The sequence below is a fragment of the Burkholderia lata genome, from assembly GCF_902499025.1.
GTDB classification, from domain to species: domain Bacteria; phylum Pseudomonadota; class Gammaproteobacteria; order Burkholderiales; family Burkholderiaceae; genus Burkholderia; species Burkholderia lata_C.
In genome coordinates, this window is the sequence record NZ_CABVPW010000011.1 from 30,324 (window position 1) to 48,663 (window position 18,340).

Annotated in this window: 14 protein-coding genes and 1 tRNA gene; 11 read left to right on the forward strand and 4 right to left on the reverse strand. The window is 63.8% G+C overall.

What is annotated here, in order from left to right; genetic code table 11:
- The first annotated feature begins 51 nt into the window (after positions 1–51).
- A complete protein-coding gene (gene dxs, locus BDI24065_RS13050; RefSeq protein ID WP_175031617.1) occupies positions 52–1,956 on the forward strand; it encodes a 1-deoxy-D-xylulose-5-phosphate synthase in 1,905 nt (634 codons plus the stop codon).
- A 154-nt stretch (positions 1,957–2,110) separates the two neighbouring features.
- The gene (gene folE2, locus BDI24065_RS13055) at positions 2,111–2,920 is read left to right on the forward strand and encodes a GTP cyclohydrolase FolE2 (protein WP_175031618.1); all 810 of its coding nucleotides are present in this window, start codon (positions 2,111–2,113) and stop codon (positions 2,918–2,920) included.
- Between the two features lie 87 nt (positions 2,921–3,007).
- Here the strand turns inward: folE2 and tsaD are convergent, their stop codons facing one another.
- Positions 3,008–4,048, reverse strand: coding sequence for a tRNA (adenosine(37)-N6)-threonylcarbamoyltransferase complex transferase subunit TsaD (tsaD, locus tag BDI24065_RS13060; protein ID WP_175031619.1), 1,041 nt, complete (start codon positions 4,046–4,048; stop codon positions 3,008–3,010).
- Positions 4,049–4,553: 505 nt separating this feature from the next.
- Between tsaD and BDI24065_RS13065 the strand changes: the two genes are divergently transcribed.
- A complete protein-coding gene (locus BDI24065_RS13065; RefSeq protein WP_175031620.1) occupies positions 4,554–5,486 on the forward strand; it encodes a LysR family transcriptional regulator in 933 nt (310 codons plus the stop codon).
- 7 nt (positions 5,487–5,493) lie between these two features.
- On the opposite strand, the gene BDI24065_RS13070 is transcribed toward BDI24065_RS13065, so the two are convergent.
- Both BDI24065_RS13070 and BDI24065_RS13075 read right to left on the reverse strand, forming a co-directional pair.
- A complete protein-coding gene (locus tag BDI24065_RS13070; RefSeq protein WP_175031621.1) occupies positions 5,494–5,910 on the reverse strand; it encodes a VOC family protein in 417 nt (138 codons plus the stop codon).
- Positions 5,911–5,987: 77 nt separating this feature from the next.
- On the reverse strand, positions 5,988–6,785 hold the full coding sequence (locus BDI24065_RS13075) for a hypothetical protein (RefSeq protein WP_175031622.1): 798 nt from the start codon (positions 6,783–6,785) through the stop codon (positions 5,988–5,990).
- Positions 6,786–7,222: 437 nt separating this feature from the next.
- Here BDI24065_RS13075 and BDI24065_RS13080 point away from each other — a divergent pair, with 437 nt between their 5' ends.
- From BDI24065_RS13080 to BDI24065_RS13110, 7 genes are all read left to right on the forward strand, one after another.
- Entirely contained in the window at positions 7,223–8,443 is a 1,221-nt protein-coding gene (locus tag BDI24065_RS13080) for an NAD(P)/FAD-dependent oxidoreductase (protein WP_175031623.1), read from the forward strand.
- A gap of 107 nt (positions 8,444–8,550) precedes the next feature.
- The gene (rpsU, locus tag BDI24065_RS13085; protein ID WP_175031624.1) at positions 8,551–8,763 is read left to right on the forward strand and encodes a 30S ribosomal protein S21; all 213 of its coding nucleotides are present in this window, start codon (positions 8,551–8,553) and stop codon (positions 8,761–8,763) included.
- Between the two features lie 198 nt (positions 8,764–8,961).
- Entirely contained in the window at positions 8,962–9,408 is a 447-nt protein-coding gene (locus BDI24065_RS13090; RefSeq protein WP_175031625.1) for a GatB/YqeY domain-containing protein, read from the forward strand.
- A 70-nt stretch (positions 9,409–9,478) separates the two neighbouring features.
- Complete coding sequence (dnaG, locus tag BDI24065_RS13095; RefSeq protein WP_175031626.1) at positions 9,479–11,356, forward strand: DNA primase; 1,878 nt, start codon at positions 9,479–9,481, stop codon at positions 11,354–11,356.
- 88 nt (positions 11,357–11,444) lie between these two features.
- Complete coding sequence (rpoD, locus tag BDI24065_RS13100; RefSeq protein ID WP_175031627.1) at positions 11,445–13,868, forward strand: RNA polymerase sigma factor RpoD; 2,424 nt, start codon at positions 11,445–11,447, stop codon at positions 13,866–13,868.
- Between the two features lie 129 nt (positions 13,869–13,997).
- Positions 13,998–14,073: transfer RNA gene (locus BDI24065_RS13105), tRNA-Ile, on the forward strand.
- 260 nt (positions 14,074–14,333) lie between these two features.
- Positions 14,334–15,884: a phospholipase D family protein gene (locus BDI24065_RS13110; RefSeq protein ID WP_175031628.1), complete on the forward strand. Its 1,551-nt coding sequence runs from the start codon at positions 14,334–14,336 to the stop codon at positions 15,882–15,884.
- 22 nt (positions 15,885–15,906) lie between these two features.
- Here BDI24065_RS13110 and BDI24065_RS13115 read toward each other — a convergent pair whose 3' ends face one another.
- The gene (locus BDI24065_RS13115; protein WP_175031629.1) at positions 15,907–17,373 is read right to left on the reverse strand and encodes a PLP-dependent aminotransferase family protein; all 1,467 of its coding nucleotides are present in this window, start codon (positions 17,371–17,373) and stop codon (positions 15,907–15,909) included.
- 314 nt (positions 17,374–17,687) lie between these two features.
- Between BDI24065_RS13115 and BDI24065_RS13120 the strand changes: the two genes are divergently transcribed.
- Positions 17,688–18,338 carry a pyridoxamine 5'-phosphate oxidase family protein gene (locus BDI24065_RS13120; protein ID WP_175031630.1) on the forward strand — a complete coding sequence of 217 codons (651 nt, stop codon included), beginning with the start codon at positions 17,688–17,690 and terminating at the stop codon, positions 18,336–18,338.
- Positions 18,339–18,340 lie beyond the last annotated feature (2 nt).

The window sequence follows — 18,340 nt, forward strand, 5'->3', positions numbered from 1 at the left end:
GGTGCGTGCAACAGAATGCGGGCGCGTTTGATTTCCTACAATGGAACGACGATGTACGACTTGCTGAAAACCATCGACGACCCGGCGGATTTGCGCCGCCTCGATCGTCGCCAACTTCAACCGCTCGCGGATGAACTGCGCGCGTTCGTGCTCGACAGTGTGTCGAAGACGGGCGGCCATTTGTCGTCCAACCTCGGGACGGTCGAGCTGACGATCGCGTTGCACTACGTGTTCAACACGCCGAACGATCGCATCGTCTGGGATGTGGGCCACCAGACCTACCCGCACAAGATCCTGACGGGCCGTCGCGACCAGATGCATTCGCTGCGCCAGCAGGACGGCATCTCGGGCTTCCCGCGCCGCAGCGAATCCGAATACGACACGTTCGGCACCGCGCACTCGAGCACGTCGATCTCGGCCGCGCTCGGCATGGCGATCGGCAGCCAGCTGAACGGCGACGACCGCTTCTCGATCGCCGTGATCGGCGACGGTGCGATGACGGCCGGCATGGCGTTCGAGGCGATGAACAACGCGGGCGTGTCGGAAGACGCGAAAGTGCTCGTGATCCTGAACGACAACGACATGTCGATTTCGCCGCCGGTCGGCGCGCTGAATCGCCATCTCGCACGTCTGATGTCGGGCCGCTTCTATGCGGCTGCGCGCGCGGGCGTCGAGCGCGTGCTGAGCGTTGCGCCGCCGGTGCTCGAACTCGCGCGCAAGCTCGAGGAGCACGCGAAGGGCATGGTCGTGCCGGCCACGCTGTTCGAAGAGTTCGGCTTCAACTACATCGGTCCGATCGACGGTCACGATCTCGATTCGCTGATCCCGACGCTGCAGAACATCCGCGAACTGCGCGGCCCGCAGTTCCTGCACGTGGTGACGAAGAAAGGCCAGGGCTACAAGCTCGCCGAAGCCGATCCCGTGCTCTACCACGGCCCCGGCAAGTTCAACCCGGCCGAAGGCATCAAGCCGTCGACCACGCCCGCGAAGAAGACGTACACGCAGGTGTTCGGCGAATGGCTGTGCGATGAAGCCGAGCGCGATACGCGCGTCGTCGGCATCACGCCCGCGATGCGCGAAGGTTCGGGCATGGTCGAGTTCGAGAAGCGCTTCAAGGATCGCTACTACGACGTCGGCATCGCCGAGCAGCACGCGGTGACGTTCGCGGGCGGCATGGCAACCGAAGGCCTCAAGCCGGTCGTCGCGATCTACTCGACGTTCCTGCAGCGTGCTTACGATCAGCTGATCCACGACGTCGCGCTGCAGAACCTGCCGGTCGTGTTCGCGATCGACCGCGCGGGCCTCGTCGGCGCGGACGGTGCGACGCACGCGGGCGCGTACGATCTCGCGTTCATGCGCTGCATCCCGAACATGACGATCATGGCCGCATCCGACGAGAACGAATGCCGCCAGATGCTGCACACGGCGCTGCAGCAGCCGAACCCGACCGCGGTGCGCTATCCGCGCGGCGCGGGCACGGGCGTGGCGACGGTGAAGGAATTCACCGAGATCCCGCTCGGCAAGGGTGAAGTGCGTCGCCAGACGTCGCAGCCGGAAGGCAAGCGCGTCGCGATCCTTGCGTTCGGCACGATGGTCGCACCGTCGCTCGCCGCGGCCGAGGAACTCGATGCAACGGTCGCGAACATGCGCTTCGTGAAGCCGGTCGATGCGGCGCTCGTGCGCGAACTCGCCGAGACGCACGACTACCTCGTCACGGTCGAGGAAGGCTGCGTGATGGGTGGCGCGGGCTCGGCTTGCATGGAAGCCCTGATGGAGAGTGGGGTTATCCGACCCGTACTACAATTGGGCCTCCCTGACCTGTTCATCGATCACGGCGACCCCGCGAAGCTGCTGTCGCAATGCGGCCTCGACGGCGCGGGTATCGCGAAATCGATTCGCGAACGCTTTCTGAATCCGGCGGCCGATGTCGCCGGTCAGGCGAAGCGCGTCGCATAAGCTGGCGCCGCCTGCGGGCGGTGCCGGTGCGACTGGCGCAACCGGTCTTCATTGATGCGGAAAACATGGGCCTGCGGGCCCATGTTGCTTTTCCGGCTGCCGCATGACGCGGCGTGCGCGTCGTCGAACGCGCGGCTTACAAGGATTGAACAAGATGAACCAGATGAATCCCGCCTTCGTGATGCCCGACGTGCAGAGCACGGTGGATACCCGCCAGATTCCGATTCAGCGCGTAGGCGTGAAGGCGGTCCGGCATCCGTTGACGGTGTGTACCGAAAGCGGCGACGTGCAGCCGACCGTCGGTGTCTGGAACCTCGATGTCCGCCTGCCGGCAGACCAGAAGGGCACGCACATGTCGCGCTTCGTTGCGCTGCTCGAAGAGAACCGTGCGCCGCTGACGGTCGAGCGTTTCCGCGCGATGCTCGCATCGATGCTCGAGAAGCTGGAAGCCGAGGCGGGCCGCATCGAGGTCACGTTCCCGTACTTCGTGAACAAGACGGCGCCGGTGTCTGGCGTGCAGAGCCTGCTCGACTATGAGGTGACGCTTGCGGGCGAAAGCCGCAATGGCGACACGCGCCTGTTCCTGAAGGTGCTCGTACCCGTGACGAGCCTGTGCCCGTGCTCGAAGAAGATCTCGCAGTACGGCGCTCACAACCAGCGTTCGCACGTGACGATCGACGCGGAGCTCGCGGCCGACCTGCCGGTCGAGGCGCTGATCCGCATCGCGGAAGAAGAAGCATCGTGCGAGCTGTGGGGCCTGCTGAAGCGTCCGGACGAGAAGTTCGTCACCGAGCGTGCATACGAGAACCCGAAGTTCGTCGAGGATCTCGTGCGCGACGTCGCGCAGCGCCTCGATGCGGACGCGCGCGTGGTGGCGTACGTGCTCGAAGCCGAAAACTTCGAGTCGATCCACAATCACAGCGCGTATGCGCTGATCGAACGCGACAAGCGGCAGGCGGCATAACGCCGCGGCGTTTTGTCGCGCCGATGCAAAAAGGCCGCTCGTTTGAGCGGCCTTTTTGTTTGCCGGTGCGACGTTGCGTCGCGTGGCTCAGTGTGCGAGCGATGCGAGATCCCAGCGCGGCTTCACCGTGAATGCGTAGTCGGCATTCGCCTGCTCGGGCCAGCGGCCGAGCCGCAGTGCGCCCGCGAGCGCGATCATCGCGCCGTTGTCGGTGCAGAGCGCGAGATCGGGGTAGTGCACGTCGAAGCCGCGCTTGGCCGCCGCGGCCGACAGCGCGGCGCGCAACTGGCGATTCGCGCCGACACCGCCCGCGACCACGAGGCGCTTGAGCTTCGTCTTCTTCAGCGCGGCAAGCGACTTGGCGACGAGCACGTCGACGGCCGCGTCGACGAAACCGCGCGCGAGGTCGGCCTTCGCGCGTTCGAGTGCTTCGCCTTCCAGCTTCGCCGCTTCGAACTTCTTCATCTGCGTGAGCACGGCCGTCTTCAGGCCGCTGAAGCTGAAGTCGAGGTCGCCCGAATGCAGCATCGGGCGCGGCAGCGCGACCGCACCCGGCGTGCCGGTTTCGGCGAGCTTCGATACTTCCGGGCCGCCCGGGTAGCCGAGGCCGATCAGCTTGGCCGTCTTGTCGAATGCTTCGCCGGCCGCGTCGTCGAGCGTTTCGCCGAGCGTCTCGTACACGCCCACGTCGGTCACGCGCATCAGTTGCGTGTGGCCGCCGGACACCAGCAGCGCGACGAACGGGAACGGCGGCGGCTCATCGACGAGCAGCGGCGACAGCAGGTGGCCTTCGAGGTGGTGGATGCCGACGGTCGGCTTGTTCCAGGCGAGCGCGAGCGCATTCGCGATGCTTGCACCGACCAGCAGCGCGCCGGCGAGGCCGGGGCCCTGCGTGAATGCGATTGCGTCGATGTCGTCGCGGCGCGTGCCGCTTTGTGCCATCACTTCTTCGAGCAGCGGCAATGCGCGGCGGATGTGGTCGCGCGACGCGAGCTCGGGCACGACGCCGCCGTACTCGCGGTGCATGGCGATCTGAGAGTGGAGCGCGTGCGCGAGCAGGCCGCGCTGCGTGTCGTAGAGCGCGAGGCCGGTTTCGTCACAGGAGCTTTCGATGCCGAGAACGAGCATGGTGAGGGCGGGGCGCGCCGCCAAAAGGGCGTGCCGGAATGTCAACGGTAACCGGAAATTATAGCAGGCCGGTAGCGGCGACCACTTGAGGGTGGTGCTGAGTCCGATGCCGGGCGGGTGCAACGCTTCTGGAGCCTTTTTGACCGGTCAGGGCGTCGTACATGTGACTGACCCTGGTCATATCGCCACCCCTTGAGAGCGACGACGCTTTTGATCGGCGCGTCGACGACCTGCCGGCGGTGATTGCGCCGAGCGCCGGGCAACACTGCTGCACATCCGGGTGCGATGCATGGTCGGTATGGCGGGTGCGCGCTGACACTGGTAGCCTCGATCACGATCGCCTCGATCATGGGTGACAAGCTGGATGCCTGCGTGGCTGCAGCATGAAATTTGCGGACTGGCGTCGTCACACATGGCTCGTCCGCCGCCCGTGTCCGTTGCGGTGTGCCAAGCGCTGCACCGCGCGACTGGAGCCCACTCAACTATCGCACTACTGGATCTGTCTATGGATGAGCTCCGCCGAATCGACCTCAACCTGCTACTTGCCTTGCATGCCCTGCTGACGGAGCGTCATGTGACACGGGCCGCAGTGCGCCTGCATAAAAGTCAGCCAGCCGTCAGCCATTCCCTCGCTCAGTTGCGCGAACGGTTCAGCGATCAGCTCTTGATCCGACGGGACGGCTACATGGCGTTGACAGCCAAGGCACAGGCCCTGATTCGGCCTCTGGAAGCGGCGTTACTCAGCTTGAACGGGCTTCTCGGTGAGGACGATTTTGCGCCCGCCACAGCCCGCGCCAGGCTGCGTTTGTCGCTGTCCGACTACGCAGCCAAAACCATCTTCCCGTCAGTTGTTCGCCGTGTGAGAACGGAAGCGCCTGGCATCGAGTTGGCGATCAGCCAGGCGAGCCGCGAAGCGATGCACGCGCAGTTGTCCGACGGCGAGCTGGATCTCGCATTGGGAATTTTTCCGAGTCCGCCAGAGGAAATTCTTGTGGAAGACCTGTTCCCGGACCGCTTCGTGTGTGTGGCCGATGTATCCGCGTTGCCGGCCGATGGCCAGTTGTCGTTCGAGGATTGGCTCGCGCGACCGCACGTGATGCTCGCGTTGCGGCCTGATGCCAATGACGAGATCGAGAAGACGCTCGGCGCGAAGGGGTTGCGCAGGCACATTGCTTTGGCGCTCCCGCACTGGACTGCCGCCGTTCAGATGCTCGAAGGAACCGATTTGATCCTGACGATCGCAAAACGGGCTTTGATCGGGGTTGAGCAATATCCAACACTGCGTTGCTTTGACCCGCCGCTGATCCTTCCCGAGATTGCCTACCAACAGGCATGGCATGTCAGAAAGGACCAGGATCCGGCATTGAGATGGCTACGACGATGTTTCGTTGAAGCAGGGCAGTTGATGAACACCGGCGGCCCTTCAATGGCTACGTGATCGGCCATTACGCCAAATCGCTCGGCCCCTTGAGTTCAACCCGATTCCCGTCCGGGTCGAAGCAGTAGATGGACGGGCCCTCGCCCTCTGCACCGTATCGGATGGCGGCCTTTTCTGCCGGGACGCTGGCCGAGTGCAGAAAATGCAAAATATCGGCCTCGTTGAACGGTGCAATGCGCAAACAGAAGTGATCCACGTTCCGATGCGCGGGGTCGGCCGGGCCGCCGGCTTGCAGGCCTAGCGGGCCATGAACATCGACCAGATCGATCATCGAGGCGCCGGCGCCAAGATGAATCATGCCGAGATCGTCGCGGCGTTTCTTGATTTGGCACCCAAGCACTTCAGTATAAAAGTGCACGCTACGCTTCATGTCCTGGACCCTCAGTACCACGTGGTCCAGGTGCTTGATTTCAAATGGCATCATCGTTTCATCTCGTTGAGGGCTTGGGCGTTCACATCGCCCAAGCCCGGCTGCGCGTGGCAGAACAATCGGTTGAAAGATTACTGGACCTTATCGAGCACGACCGGCATGTCGCGGTTGAAGTCGACCCACGGATTCGTTCCCAGAAGGTTCGCGTGCGGGACATCAGCCTGGTATCGCATGGTGAATTCTTTCGGGCCATGGCCGTAGGCCACGATCAGACCTTGCCTGGCATCCATGATGCCGGCGTGCATGCCAAGCCCGTGATAGCTGACTCGCACGGCTTTTTCGCCCGGGTTCACTTTCTCGACCTGAAAGCGAGCAATCGAGCCATCCTTCAACGTGAAGGCCCAGCGGAACGGGCCGCCCGAGACTACCGTCATCACCTCGTCGATGTCGGTCCCGTCGTCCGCCGAGTTGACGTGCATGCGCGCATACTTTTCCAGTACCGCTTTGTGCGTCACGTTATCGAGCGCTTTCATGTCGTACACCTTCGGATAAGGGCCCGTGCCCGTTTCTTCGGTCATGACGCCGCCTCCTGGGACGGCCGGCGTACGACCGGCAAGCCTGACTTGCTCGAGCAGTTCCGGCGTGCTCAGCTTGAATTCTTGAATCAAGTCTCGTTTTTCTCGTTCGCTGAGTGCGCGCTCATACGATGCGGCGAGAATCGAATGAGCAGACTTCGGTGCATCGATCGTCATGACATGCACACCGATATCTTTCAGTGCAGCATTGACTTTCACCACGCCAACAATATCGGGTCGCCCGTCGCTGAATTTGAGAGAGACCACATCGCTTGCCATTGCATTCACGGAGGCGCCGATCGAGGCGGCAACCGCAGCGGAGGCCAATAAAATGTCTTTGGATTTCGGCTTCATATTCAGAATTCCTTGCGATTAATAACAACGTCTGTTGTTGTGATAAAAGAATCGCATGGCATTCGAATTTCTGGAAATCGATTATCCGTACGAGCCTCATTCGCCCGGCGAATGATGTGTCTCCATGGGTAAGTTCCAGGGCGGCACCACTGCAGGTCTCGTCGACATCCTGTACCTGCGATCAAGGCTCGCGGGAGGTGAAGCTCAACCGAGTTCAGGTTCTCGGGTCGATCAGCGACGACGAGGTCTGTATGTCCGCGAATGGGTGCGGGAACACCTGCGAATCGAGGCTGCGCCACCATGCAGGCGTTGAGTTCTCCGTCGCCGCATGTATCATTCGCCTCTCCTCAGGGTGCTCATGCGCTGCGTTTCTCAAGGCGCTTGATAAGCCTGAATGGTTTTCCTGACCCTTGCAAAGTTCCTGAACAATCCGCGCCATGGAAACTTATGACATCGCCGTGATCGGCGCGGGCGCCGCCGGGATGATGAGCGCCGCGGTTGCCGGGCAGCTCGGCCGCCGCGTCGTGCTGATCGATCACGCGCCGCGGCTCGCCGAGAAGATCCGCATCTCGGGCGGCGGCCGCTGCAACTTCACGAACCTGTACGCCGGCCCCGACAACTATCTGTCGTCGAATCCGCATTTCGCGCGCTCGGCACTGGCGCGCTATACGCCGCGCGACTTCCTCGGCCTGCTCAAGCGCCATCACGTGACCTGGCACGAAAAGCACAAGGGCCAGCTCTTTTGCGACCACGGCAGTGACGCGATCATCGACATGCTGAAGCACGAGTGTGACGCGGGCGGCATCGCATGGCGCCGGCCCGTCGTCGTCGACGCGGTGCGCCACGCCCCCTCCGACGGCTTCACGCTCGACACGCAGCAGGCGGGGACGATCGGTGCGCGCGCATTGATCATCGCGACCGGCGGCCTGTCGATCCCGAAGATCGGTGCGACCGACTTCGGCTACCGGCTCGCCAAGCAGTTCGGCCACAAGCTCATCGACACGCGGCCCGCGCTCGTGCCGTTGACGTTCGCGCAGCAGGACTGGGAGCCGTTCGCGGCGCTGTCCGGCGTATCGCTCGAAGTGCGCGTCGCGACCGGCGACAAGAAGCGCGGCGGCGAATTCGTCGAGGATCTGCTGCTGACCCATCGCGGCCTGTCCGGGCCCGGGATCCTGCAGATCTCGAGTTACTGGCAGCCTGGCGACCCGATCCGCGTCGATCTGTTGCCGCAGCGCGACACGGTGGCCGACCTGCTCGACGCGAAGCGCACGTCGAAGCGTCAGATCGGTTCGCTGCTCGCGGACTGGGTGCCGTCGCGCCTCGCGCATGCGTGGCTCGACACGCATCGCGTCGCAGCCGACGCGCGGCTCGCGGATCTGCCCGACAAGACGCTGCGCCAGATCGGCGACGCGCTGTCCGGCTGGACGCTGACGCCGAACGGCACCGAGGGCTACAAGAAGGCCGAAGTGACGAAGGGCGGGGTCGATACGCGCGACCTGTCGTCGGCGACGATGATGAGCGCGCGCGTGCCGGGGCTGTTCTTCGTCGGCGAGGCGGTGGATGTGACCGGCTGGCTGGGCGGCTATAACTTCCAGTGGGCATGGGCGTCCGGTACGGCGGCCGGGCAGGCCGCGGCGGAGTATGCGCGCGGCGCCTGACGGGGCCGGGCTGGCGCCGTTTTGACGGGACCCGTCCCCGTGCCTTTAGGCAATCGCTCTGCTATACTCGGTAGTCTTTCCCTGCAAACCTTTATTCGTGTCGGATCATGACGATCATTCGCGTTAAAGAGAACGAGCCGTTCGAAGTTGCAATGCGTCGCTTCAAGCGCACGATCGAGAAGAACGGTCTGCTGACCGAGCTTCGTGCGCGCGAGTTTTTCGAGAAGCCGACCGCGGAGCGCAAGCGAAAGAAGGCTGCTGCGGTGAAGCGTCATTACAAGCGGATCCGCGGCCAGACACTGCCGAAGAAGCTGTACTGAACGATTGGGCGCCGCGCGGTTCGCTGAGCGGCGCACCGGCGACTCCGTGCGATCGGGCGATCGCGGAAGATCGAGCATGATCAGGCGAGACGCCGATGCCGGATTCGAGCAACCCGCTTGAGACATTGTCCCAAGCGGGTTTTTGTGTTGACGCCCTTTTGGCGGGCGTCGGATTCACGTTTCCTTCCCGGGTGAAAGATGAGTTTGAAAGAGCAGATCAGCGAAGACATGAAGGCCGCGATGCGCGCGAAGGAAAGCGAGCGCCTGGCAACGATTCGCTTGCTGATGGCCGCGATCAAGCAGCGCGAAGTCGACGATCGGATCACCCTCGACGACGCGGGCATCACGGCCGTGATCGACAAGATGATCAAGCAGCGCAAGGATTCGATCAGCCAGTTCCAGGCAGCCGGCCGTGACGACCTCGTCGCGAAGGAGCAGGCCGAACTGGTCGTCCTGGGCGGCTACATGCCCGAGCAGCTGTCGGAGGCCGAAGTGGCCGCCGAAGTCCAGGCCGCGGTCGCACAGACGGGCGCCGCCGGCCCGCAGGACATGGGCAAGGTGATGGGCGTGCTGAAGGGCAAGCTCGCCGGCCGTGCCGACATGACGGCCATTTCCGCGCTGGTCAAGGCCGCGCTCACGAAGTAACACCTGTTTCCCCGGTGCGCGCAGCGCGTGCGCCGGGGTGTCGTATTGTCTTTTTTCGCTCGATCCCACGGTGATTCCGCATTCGTTCCTGCAGGATTTGCTGAACCGCGTCGATATCGTCGACGTGGTGGGCAAGTACGTGCAGCTCAAGAAGGGCGGCGCCAACTTCATGGGGCTGTGCCCGTTCCATAACGAGAAGAGCCCGTCGTTTACCGTCAGCCCGACCAAGCAGTTCTATCACTGCTTCGGTTGCGGCGCGCACGGCACGGCGATCGGCTTCCTGATGGAACACGCGGGGCTCACGTTCCCTGAGGCCGTGCAGGAGCTCGCGCAGTCCGTCGGGCTGACCGTGCCGCACGAGCCGTCGATGCGTGGCGGTGGTGGGGGCGGAGGCGGTGGCGGTGACTATCCGGCGCCCGTGTCGAAATCGGTCGCGACCGCGTTGTCCGATGCAATGACCGCCGCGTGCGACTACTACCGCAAGCAGTTGCGGGGCGCAACCGTCGCGATCCAGTACCTGAAGAACCGGGGCCTGACCGGCGAGATCGCCGCGCGCTTCGGGCTCGGCTATGCGCCGGACGGCTGGCAGAACCTCGAAACCGCATTCCCGGACTATCGCGACGAGTCGCTGGTCGAGTCGGGGCTCGTGATCGTCAGCGAGAAGACCGACGCGCAGGGCGTCGCACGCCGCTACGACCGGTTCCGCGAGCGGATCATGTTCCCGATCCGCAACGTGAAGGGGCAGGTGATCGGCTTCGGCGGCCGCGTGCTCGGCAGCGGCGAGCCGAAGTACCTGAACTCGCCTGAAACCCCGCTGTTCAACAAGGGCAGCGAGCTGTACGGCCTGTTCGAGGCGCGGCTCGCGATTCGCGAGCGCAAGTACGTGCTGGTCGTCGAAGGCTACATGGACGTCGTCGCGCTCGCGCAGCTCGGGTTCCCGAACGCGGTTGCGACGCTCGGCACCGCGTGCACGCCGATTCACGTGCAGAAGCTGCTGCGCCAGACCGATACGGTCATTTTCAGTTTCGACGGCGATTCGGCCGGGCGGCGTGCGGCGCGGCGTGCGCTCGAGGCCTGCCTGCCGCATGCGGGGGACAACCGTACGATCCGGTTCCTTTTTCTGCCGACCGAGCACGATCCGGACAGCTATGTGCGCGAATTCGGCGCCGATGCGTTCTCCGAACAGGTCGAGCGCGCGATGCCGCTGTCACAATTTCTGCTGAACGAAGCAATTTCCGGCAAGGCGCTCGATCAGCCGGAAGGCCGCGCGAAGGCGCTGTTCGACGCGAAGCCGATGTTGCAGGCGCTGCCCGCGAACGCGTTGCGCGCGCAGATCATGCACATGTTCGCCGACCGCCTCGACATTCCGTTCGAAGAGGTCGCAGGGCTGTCCGACGTCGATACGCGGATCGCGGCACCGCCGCGCCAGGCGCCCCCGCGCAGCGAGCGGCGCCGTGTGACGGACAGCGAAAAGCGTGCGCTGCGCACGCTGGTGATGCATCCGCGCATTGCGTCGGAGCTCGACGACGAGCAGCTTGCGACCCTGCGCGCGTTGCCGCGCATCGGCGAGTTGTTCGCGGAAGTTGTCGATCATGCGCGCGCGCTGGGTGACGGCGCGGAGTTCCGGCTGCTGTCGGATGTCCTGCGGACGTCCTCGAATGGGGCGACGTACGAGGAAATCTTCCGCGAAATTCTGGACTATGATGAAAACGTCCGCGACTTGCTGTTACAGAATCCGGAAGACGAGACGGTGCCCGAGCGGCAGCGTGAACAGGAACGGATCGCGGGGGAGGAACTGCAGGCGGCGGTGCTCAAGATGCGTTACGACGCTTGCTGCGACCGGCTTGACAGGCTGGCGCGGCAATCTACCTTCACACCCGAGGAATTGGCCGAATTGACGGAATTGAACCAGCAGCGAACCGACATGAAGCGTCGGCTCGGGCTGTAGGCGGCTGGAGAGCTTAGAGAGGGCTCCCCAGCGTGCTATAATATAAGGTTTCCAGCGGTTTGTTTTCTAAGCAGAGGCGAGAATCGCGATGGCAAAGACGACAGGCGGAAAGAAAGCAACAGGCAAGGGCTCGACGGAGCCGACCAAGAAGGTCACAGCGGCCAAGTCTGCTTCTTCCACCAGGACAACGTCTTCAGCCACGTCAGCCCCAGCAGGAAAGAAAACCGCGGCCGGCACTGCTCAGGCTGCGCCGGCGCCGGCAGCCAGAACACGGGCTGCCGCCAGACCCGACTCCGGGCCGGCCAAGCCGGCGGCGAAGCGGGCAAGTGCGAAAAGCGCAAGGGACACGACTGCCGCCGCGGACGAAACGGCAGTACGTACTACTCATGCACCCACGGTTCAACCGGCTGTCGTCCAGCAGCCGCGAGTCGATATAGCCGGTACGGCGAACTCCATGACCAAAAAGCTGAACGAAGTATCCGTCGAAGACGACGCAAATCAGAGCGACGAGCAGCCCGCCGCAGCAGCAGCGGCTGCACCGGGCAAATCCAAGGTGCGCGATCGTCGCGCCAAGGAAAAGGCGCTACTGAAGGAAGCGTTCGCGACGAGCACGCCGGGTACGGCCGAGGAGCTCGAAGAGCGCCGCGTGAAACTGCGCGCGCTGATCAAGCTCGGCAAGGAGCGCGGCTTCCTCACGTACGCCGAAATCAACGACCACCTGCCGGACAACTTCACCGAGACCGAAGCCCTCGAAGGCATCATCGGCACGTTCAACGACATGGGCGTGGCGGTCTACGAGCAGGCGCCGGACGCGGAAACGCTGCTCCTGAACGACAACGCGCCCGCCGCGTCGTCGGACGATGAAGTCGAAGAGGAAGCGGAAGTTGCGCTGTCCACCGTCGATTCGGAATTCGGCCGCACGACCGATCCGGTCCGGATGTACATGCGTGAAATGGGCACGGTCGAGCTGCTCACGCGCGAAGGCGAAATCGAGATCGCGAAGCGGATCGAGGACGGCCTGCGCCACATGGTGATGGCCATCTCCGCGTGCCCGACGACGATCGCCGACATCCTCGCGATGGCCGAACGCGTCGCGAACGAAGAGATCCGCGTCGACGAACTCGTCGACGGCCTGCTCGATCCGAATGCTTCGGACTCCGCCGATACCGACGGCTTCTCCGCGAAGGAAGCGGAAGCCATCGAGAACGAGAAGGAGGAAGCCGAAGAGGAAGAGGAGGAAGAGGAAGAGGAGGAAGATGACGGTGCCGCGCAGGCATCGGCCAACGCCGCTCAGCTCGAAGCCCTCAAGCGCGCCTCGCTCGAGAAGTTCTCGCAGATCAGCGAGTGGTTCGACAAGATGCGCCGCGCGTTCGAAAAGGAAGGCTACAAGTCGAAGGCCTACCTGAAGGCGCAGGAAACGATCCAGACCGAACTGATGACGATCCGCTTCACCGCGCGTACCGTCGAGCGTCTGTGCGACACGCTGCGTGCGCAGGTGGACGAAGTGCGTCAGGTCGAGCGCCAGATTCTGCACATCGTCGTCGACAAGTGCGGCATGCCGCGTTCGGAATTCATCGCGCGCTTCCCGGGCAGCGAGACGGATCTCGACTGGTCCGAGAAGATCATGACCGAAGGCCATTCGTACAGCGCGGTGCTGTCGCGTAACGTCCCGGCGATCCGCGAACAGCAGCAGCGCCTGCTTGATCTGCAGGCGCGCGTCGTGCTGCCGCTGAAGGACCTGAAGGAAACCAACCGCCAGATGGCGGCCGGCGAATTGAAGGCACGCCAGGCGAAGCGCGAAATGACCGAGGCGAACCTGCGTCTCGTGATCTCGATCGCGAAGAAGTACACGAACCGCGGTCTGCAGTTCCTCGACCTGATCCAGGAAGGCAACATCGGCCTGATGAAGGCGGTGGACAAGTTCGAATACCGTCGCGGCTACAAGTTCTCGACCTATGCGACGTGGTGGATCCGTCAGGCCATCACGCGTTCGATCGCTGACCAGGCGCGCACGATCCGTATTCCGGTTCACATGATCGAGACGATCAACAAGATGAACCGCATCTCGCGGCAGATCCTGCAGGAAACCGGTCTCGAGCCGGATCCGGCAACGCTCGCCGAGAAGATGGAGATGCCGGAAGACAAGATCCGCAAGATCATGAAGATCGCGAAGGAGCCGATCTCGATGGAAACGCCGATCGGTGACGACGACGATTCCCATCTCGGCGACTTCATCGAGGACAACAACACGGTCGCGCCGGCGGATGCCGCACTGCATGCCAGCATGCGCGACGTCGTGAAGGACGTGCTCGATTCGCTGACGCCGCGTGAGGCGAAGGTGCTGCGGATGCGCTTCGGTATCGAGATGAGCACCGATCACACGCTCGAGGAAGTCGGCAAGCAGTTCGACGTCACGCGCGAGCGGATCCGTCAGATCGAGGCCAAGGCGCTGCGCAAGCTGCGTCACCCGAGCCGTTCCGACAAGCTGAAGTCGTTCCTCGAAGGGAACTGATTTCCAGCGTCTCTGCTGCGAACGCCGCCGGTATCTGTGTGATGCCGGTGGCGTTTCTCCCCTTTGTTGTTACAATGCCGGCCCGGCTTCTTTGTCGGGGCGGCGTGTAACACGCTTTGCTTCTCATCAGGGCTTGTAGCTCAGCGGTTAGAGCAGTCGACTCATAATCGATTGGTCGCGGGTTCGAACCCCGCCGGGCCCACCAGATTTCATGCGCGCGCTTGCGCGGCATGCCGAAAACCCGCGATGGCTTCATGCGTCGCGGGTTTTTCTTTGCGCGGACGCGTGACGAATGTCGTGATCAGGAAAGTACCGAGAGGGTGCCGCGCCGGAGTCAATCGAAGTATGCTGTAGCGCGGCCGTTTCACACGCGACACCGATTGCGGCCGAAGGCAAGCCAGGCAGCCCCGCGATCCATCCGGCGGCGAGAACAAACAGACTTCGGCCGGGAGTGGGGCGGCAATCATGACCATGCTGCGTTCGTGGGGTGCGATTCTTTCGTTGCTGGCGCTCGTTGCATGCGCGAGCCTGCCGCCGCAGGCCGACCGCGCGCAGACGCACGCGTACACCGATACGGACAACACGCGGCTGGGCGTCGCGTTCCAGCAGCAGGCCGGTACGCACCCGGGGCAGGACGCATTTCATCTGCTGACCGATCCCGTTGACGCGCTGGATGCGCGCGTGTTGCTTGCCGATCGCGCGGACCGCTCGATCGACCTTCAGTACTACATCTGGCACGACGACCTGACCGGGCACGAACTGGCCGACGCGATCATGCGCGCGGCCGATCGCGGCGTGCGCGTGCGTGCGCTGCTCGACGATCTCGGCACGAACGCGGACGACCGCAAGCTGCTAGAGATCAGTTCGCATCCGAACATCGAGATCCGGTTGTTCAATCCGGTCGCCACGCGCCGGTTCAAGAAGATCGGCACGGTGTTCGAGTTCTCGCGCGTCAACCGGCGCATGCACAACAAGGCGATGATCGCGGACAACCAGGCGGCGATCGTCGGCGGCCGCAATATCGGCGACGAGTATTTCGGCGCATCGTCGATGCTGGAGTTCGGCGATCTCGACGTCGTCGTTCACGGCCCGGTCGTGAAGGACATCTCAACCGAATTCGATACGTTCTGGAATTCCCCGTACGCGTATCCGATCAGTGCGCTGGTCGGGCATGATGCAGCGCCGGGCGGGCTGGACCGCGAGCGCGAACGGTTGCGCGACTACTTGAGGACCATGGAGGACAATCCGTACGTGCTCGAGGCCAGGCAGCGGCTCGACCGGATCGTTCACGGGCAGGGCACGGAACTGTCGTGGGGGCACGCGACGGTGCTGTACGACGATCCGTCGAAGATCGCACACGCGCCGAAGGACAGCGACGGGCACCTGATGCCGCAGCTGCGGGCGCTCGCGTTGCAGCCCGAACATGACCTGCTGATCGTGTCGCCGTATTTCGTGCCGGGCAAGGAGGTCGTCGAGCGGCTGCGCGCGCTCACGGCGCGCGGCGTGCGCGTGACGGTGCTGACCAACTCGCTCGCGTCGACCGACGTGGCGGCCGTGCATGCGGGCTACCGGCACTACCGAAGCGATCTCGTGGCGGCCGGCGTGCGCCTTTACGAGCGGCGACCGTCGGGCGACAAGAGTATTTCGAAGCAGGTCATCATCGGGTCGTCGCGCGCATCGCTGCATGCGAAGACCTACGTGTTCGACCACAAGAGCATTTTCATCGGGTCGATGAATCTCGATCCGCGCTCGCTGAATCTCAACACGGAGATCGGCGTTTACTGCGAGAGTCCCACGATTGCGTCGCAGGTGGCCAACGATCTGGAAGGGCGGCTCGATCGAATCGCGTGGCGGGTCGAGCCGAGGACCGATTCGGCGGGCAACGGGCAGCTCAAGTGGATTCAGACCGATTCGGACGGCAAGGTCACCGAGCTCGATCACGAGCCGGAAGTATCGGCCGCGCGGCGGATGGAAGTCTGGTTCCTCGGGCTGTTTCCGATCGAATCGCAACTGTAAGCGACGATGTCGCGCGCGGCGCTCAGCAACGCGTGCGGCCGTGCTCTTCGATGACGGATGCGAGTTGCATCGTCGCGGCCTCGATCGTCGCGTCGTCCAGCCCGGAATATCCCAGCACGAAGCCGTTGTACGGCCGGCCGTCGCCGACCCGATAGCTGCTCAGCGGCTGAAGCAGCAGGCCATGCACGGCTGCCGCGCGGGCGACATCGGTATCGTGCAGCGGTATCGCGAGATCCGCCGACAGATGCATGCCGCCCGGGCTTTCCCGAACGTTCAGCACGGTGCCGAGGTGGCGGGCGAGTGCCGCTTCGAGGTTGCTTCGCCGCTCGGCGTATAGCGTCTTCATCCTGCGCAGGTGCCGCGCAAAGAGGCCGGTGTCGATGAATTCGGCCATCGCCAGTTGATCGGCCGAATGGCCGCGATGGACGAGTTCGCGCAGCGTTCTGGTGAAGCGTTCGACCAGAACCGGCGGAACCACCATGAAGCCGAGCCGGAGGGCGGGAAACATCGTCTTGCTGAAAGTGCCGAGGTAGCAGACCGGTGCATCGGCATGCAGGCCCTGGATCGCGGGCAGCGGCTGGCCGCCGTGGCGGAACTCGCTGTCGTAATCGTCCTCGATGATCCACGCGCCGCACGCACGTGCGTGCTCGACGAGCGCCGCTCGCCGCCGGGGGCTCATCAGCGCGCCGAGCGGGTATTGATGCGATGGCGTCGTGTAGATCAGCCGGGGCGGCCGGGTACGCCACTGTTCGTCGGTTGGCGCCATGCCTTCGTGGTCGACCTCGATCGGCACGATATCCAGGCCGGTCGACCGGAATGCGGTCCGGGCGCCGTTGTAGCAGGGGTTCTCGAGCCAGCCGAATTCGCCGGGATTCGCCAGCATGCGCGCGCATAGTTCGAGGCTGCTTTGCGTGCCGTCGGTGATGAATACCTGGCCGGTTTCGCAGCGCACGCCTCGCGAGACCCGGATGTAGGCGGCCACGGCACGCCGCAACTCGGGCAGCCCTTCGACCGGGCCGTAGGCGAGCTGCGCGGGTTTGATGACTTTCCATGCGCGCTCGATGCAACGGCGCCATTGGGCGACGGGAAATTCATCGAGCGAAGGGAGACCGGGAACGAACGGCAGCATGCGCTCGGGTTCGGGGTCGGCGTTCTCCAGCCCGTGCACGCGCTCGGACAATTGAACCGGGGCCGGGCCGCTTTCGAATCCGGCGCTCGAGCCCCCGCATCCGTCCCACAGCGTGATCGTCCCGTTGCGCGTGGCCGCCACGAAGCCTTCCTCGGCGAGGCGCTCGTACGCATAGACCGCCGAATTGCGCGCGATGCCCAGCTCCGCCGCGAGCACGCGCGTCGACACGAGCCGTGTGCCGGGCGGGATATGCCCGTCCAGCAGCAGGTTGCGCAGGCTCCGGTAGAGGGCTTCCTGCTGGCTGTGGCGTGTCGTGCCGTCCTGTCTGGAAAGCGACGAGATGAGCAGCGCGAGATCCATGGGCTGGTTCCAGAATTTTTCGTTGAGCTGGTTCTTTTGAAGATTCGACGCGCATCGTATCGTTCACGTTCTCGCGGTGCCGGCCGGTGCGCGGGTATTTCCGGCGTATGTCGCGGATAGCGTCGCGCGCGTATTTTGATCGATTTGGCGAGCGGCTGTCGATGGGCCGATCGACGGGGCGTCCAGGCGTGGAAACTGCACGTGTCCGATTCGATTAACTTCGCAGTGCAAAGATATTCAGGGCGGATGCGTGCGTCTTGCCGGAACGCGGGCCGCTCGATGCGCGCAAGGGCGCGCGAACAGGAAAACGAAACATGAAAGACCAGACCGTCATCTCTCCCACATCCCGCACCACCATTCGCCGCCTGCCGGAACTGGCGAATCGCGATCGCACGATGCTCCATGGCATCGTGGACGAGGCCTACGTCTGCCACATCGCGTTCGGTGCAGGAGAGGACACGCACTGCATCCCGACCGCGCACTGGAGACGGGGCGATGACCTCTATATTCACGGGTCCAACGGCAGCCGGATGATCAAGGCGCTGGCGGCGGGCGCACCGGCTTCCGTCGCGATTACGTTGCTGGACGGTCTCGTGTTGGCCAGGTCGGCCTTCAACCATTCGATGAATTATCGATCCGCGGTGATCTACGGGCGATTCGAGATGGTGGAGGGCCGTGCGGACAAGCTGATGGCGCTGGATGCATTGATGGACAAGATTGCGCCCGGTCGCAAGCATGACGCGCGGCCCGGCAACGAGAAGGAACTCAATGCGACCAGCGTGCTGCGGATTGCGCTCGAGGAAGCCGCCGTGAAAGTCGGCGATTCAATGCCGTCCGACAAGGACGAAGATCTCGCGCTCGCTGTCTGGACGGGGATCCTGCCGCTGAAGATGACGCGCGGTGCGCCGGTCCATGCCGAGGGCAACGTGCCGGTGCCGGACTATGTCCGGAACTGGGAGGAGTAAGT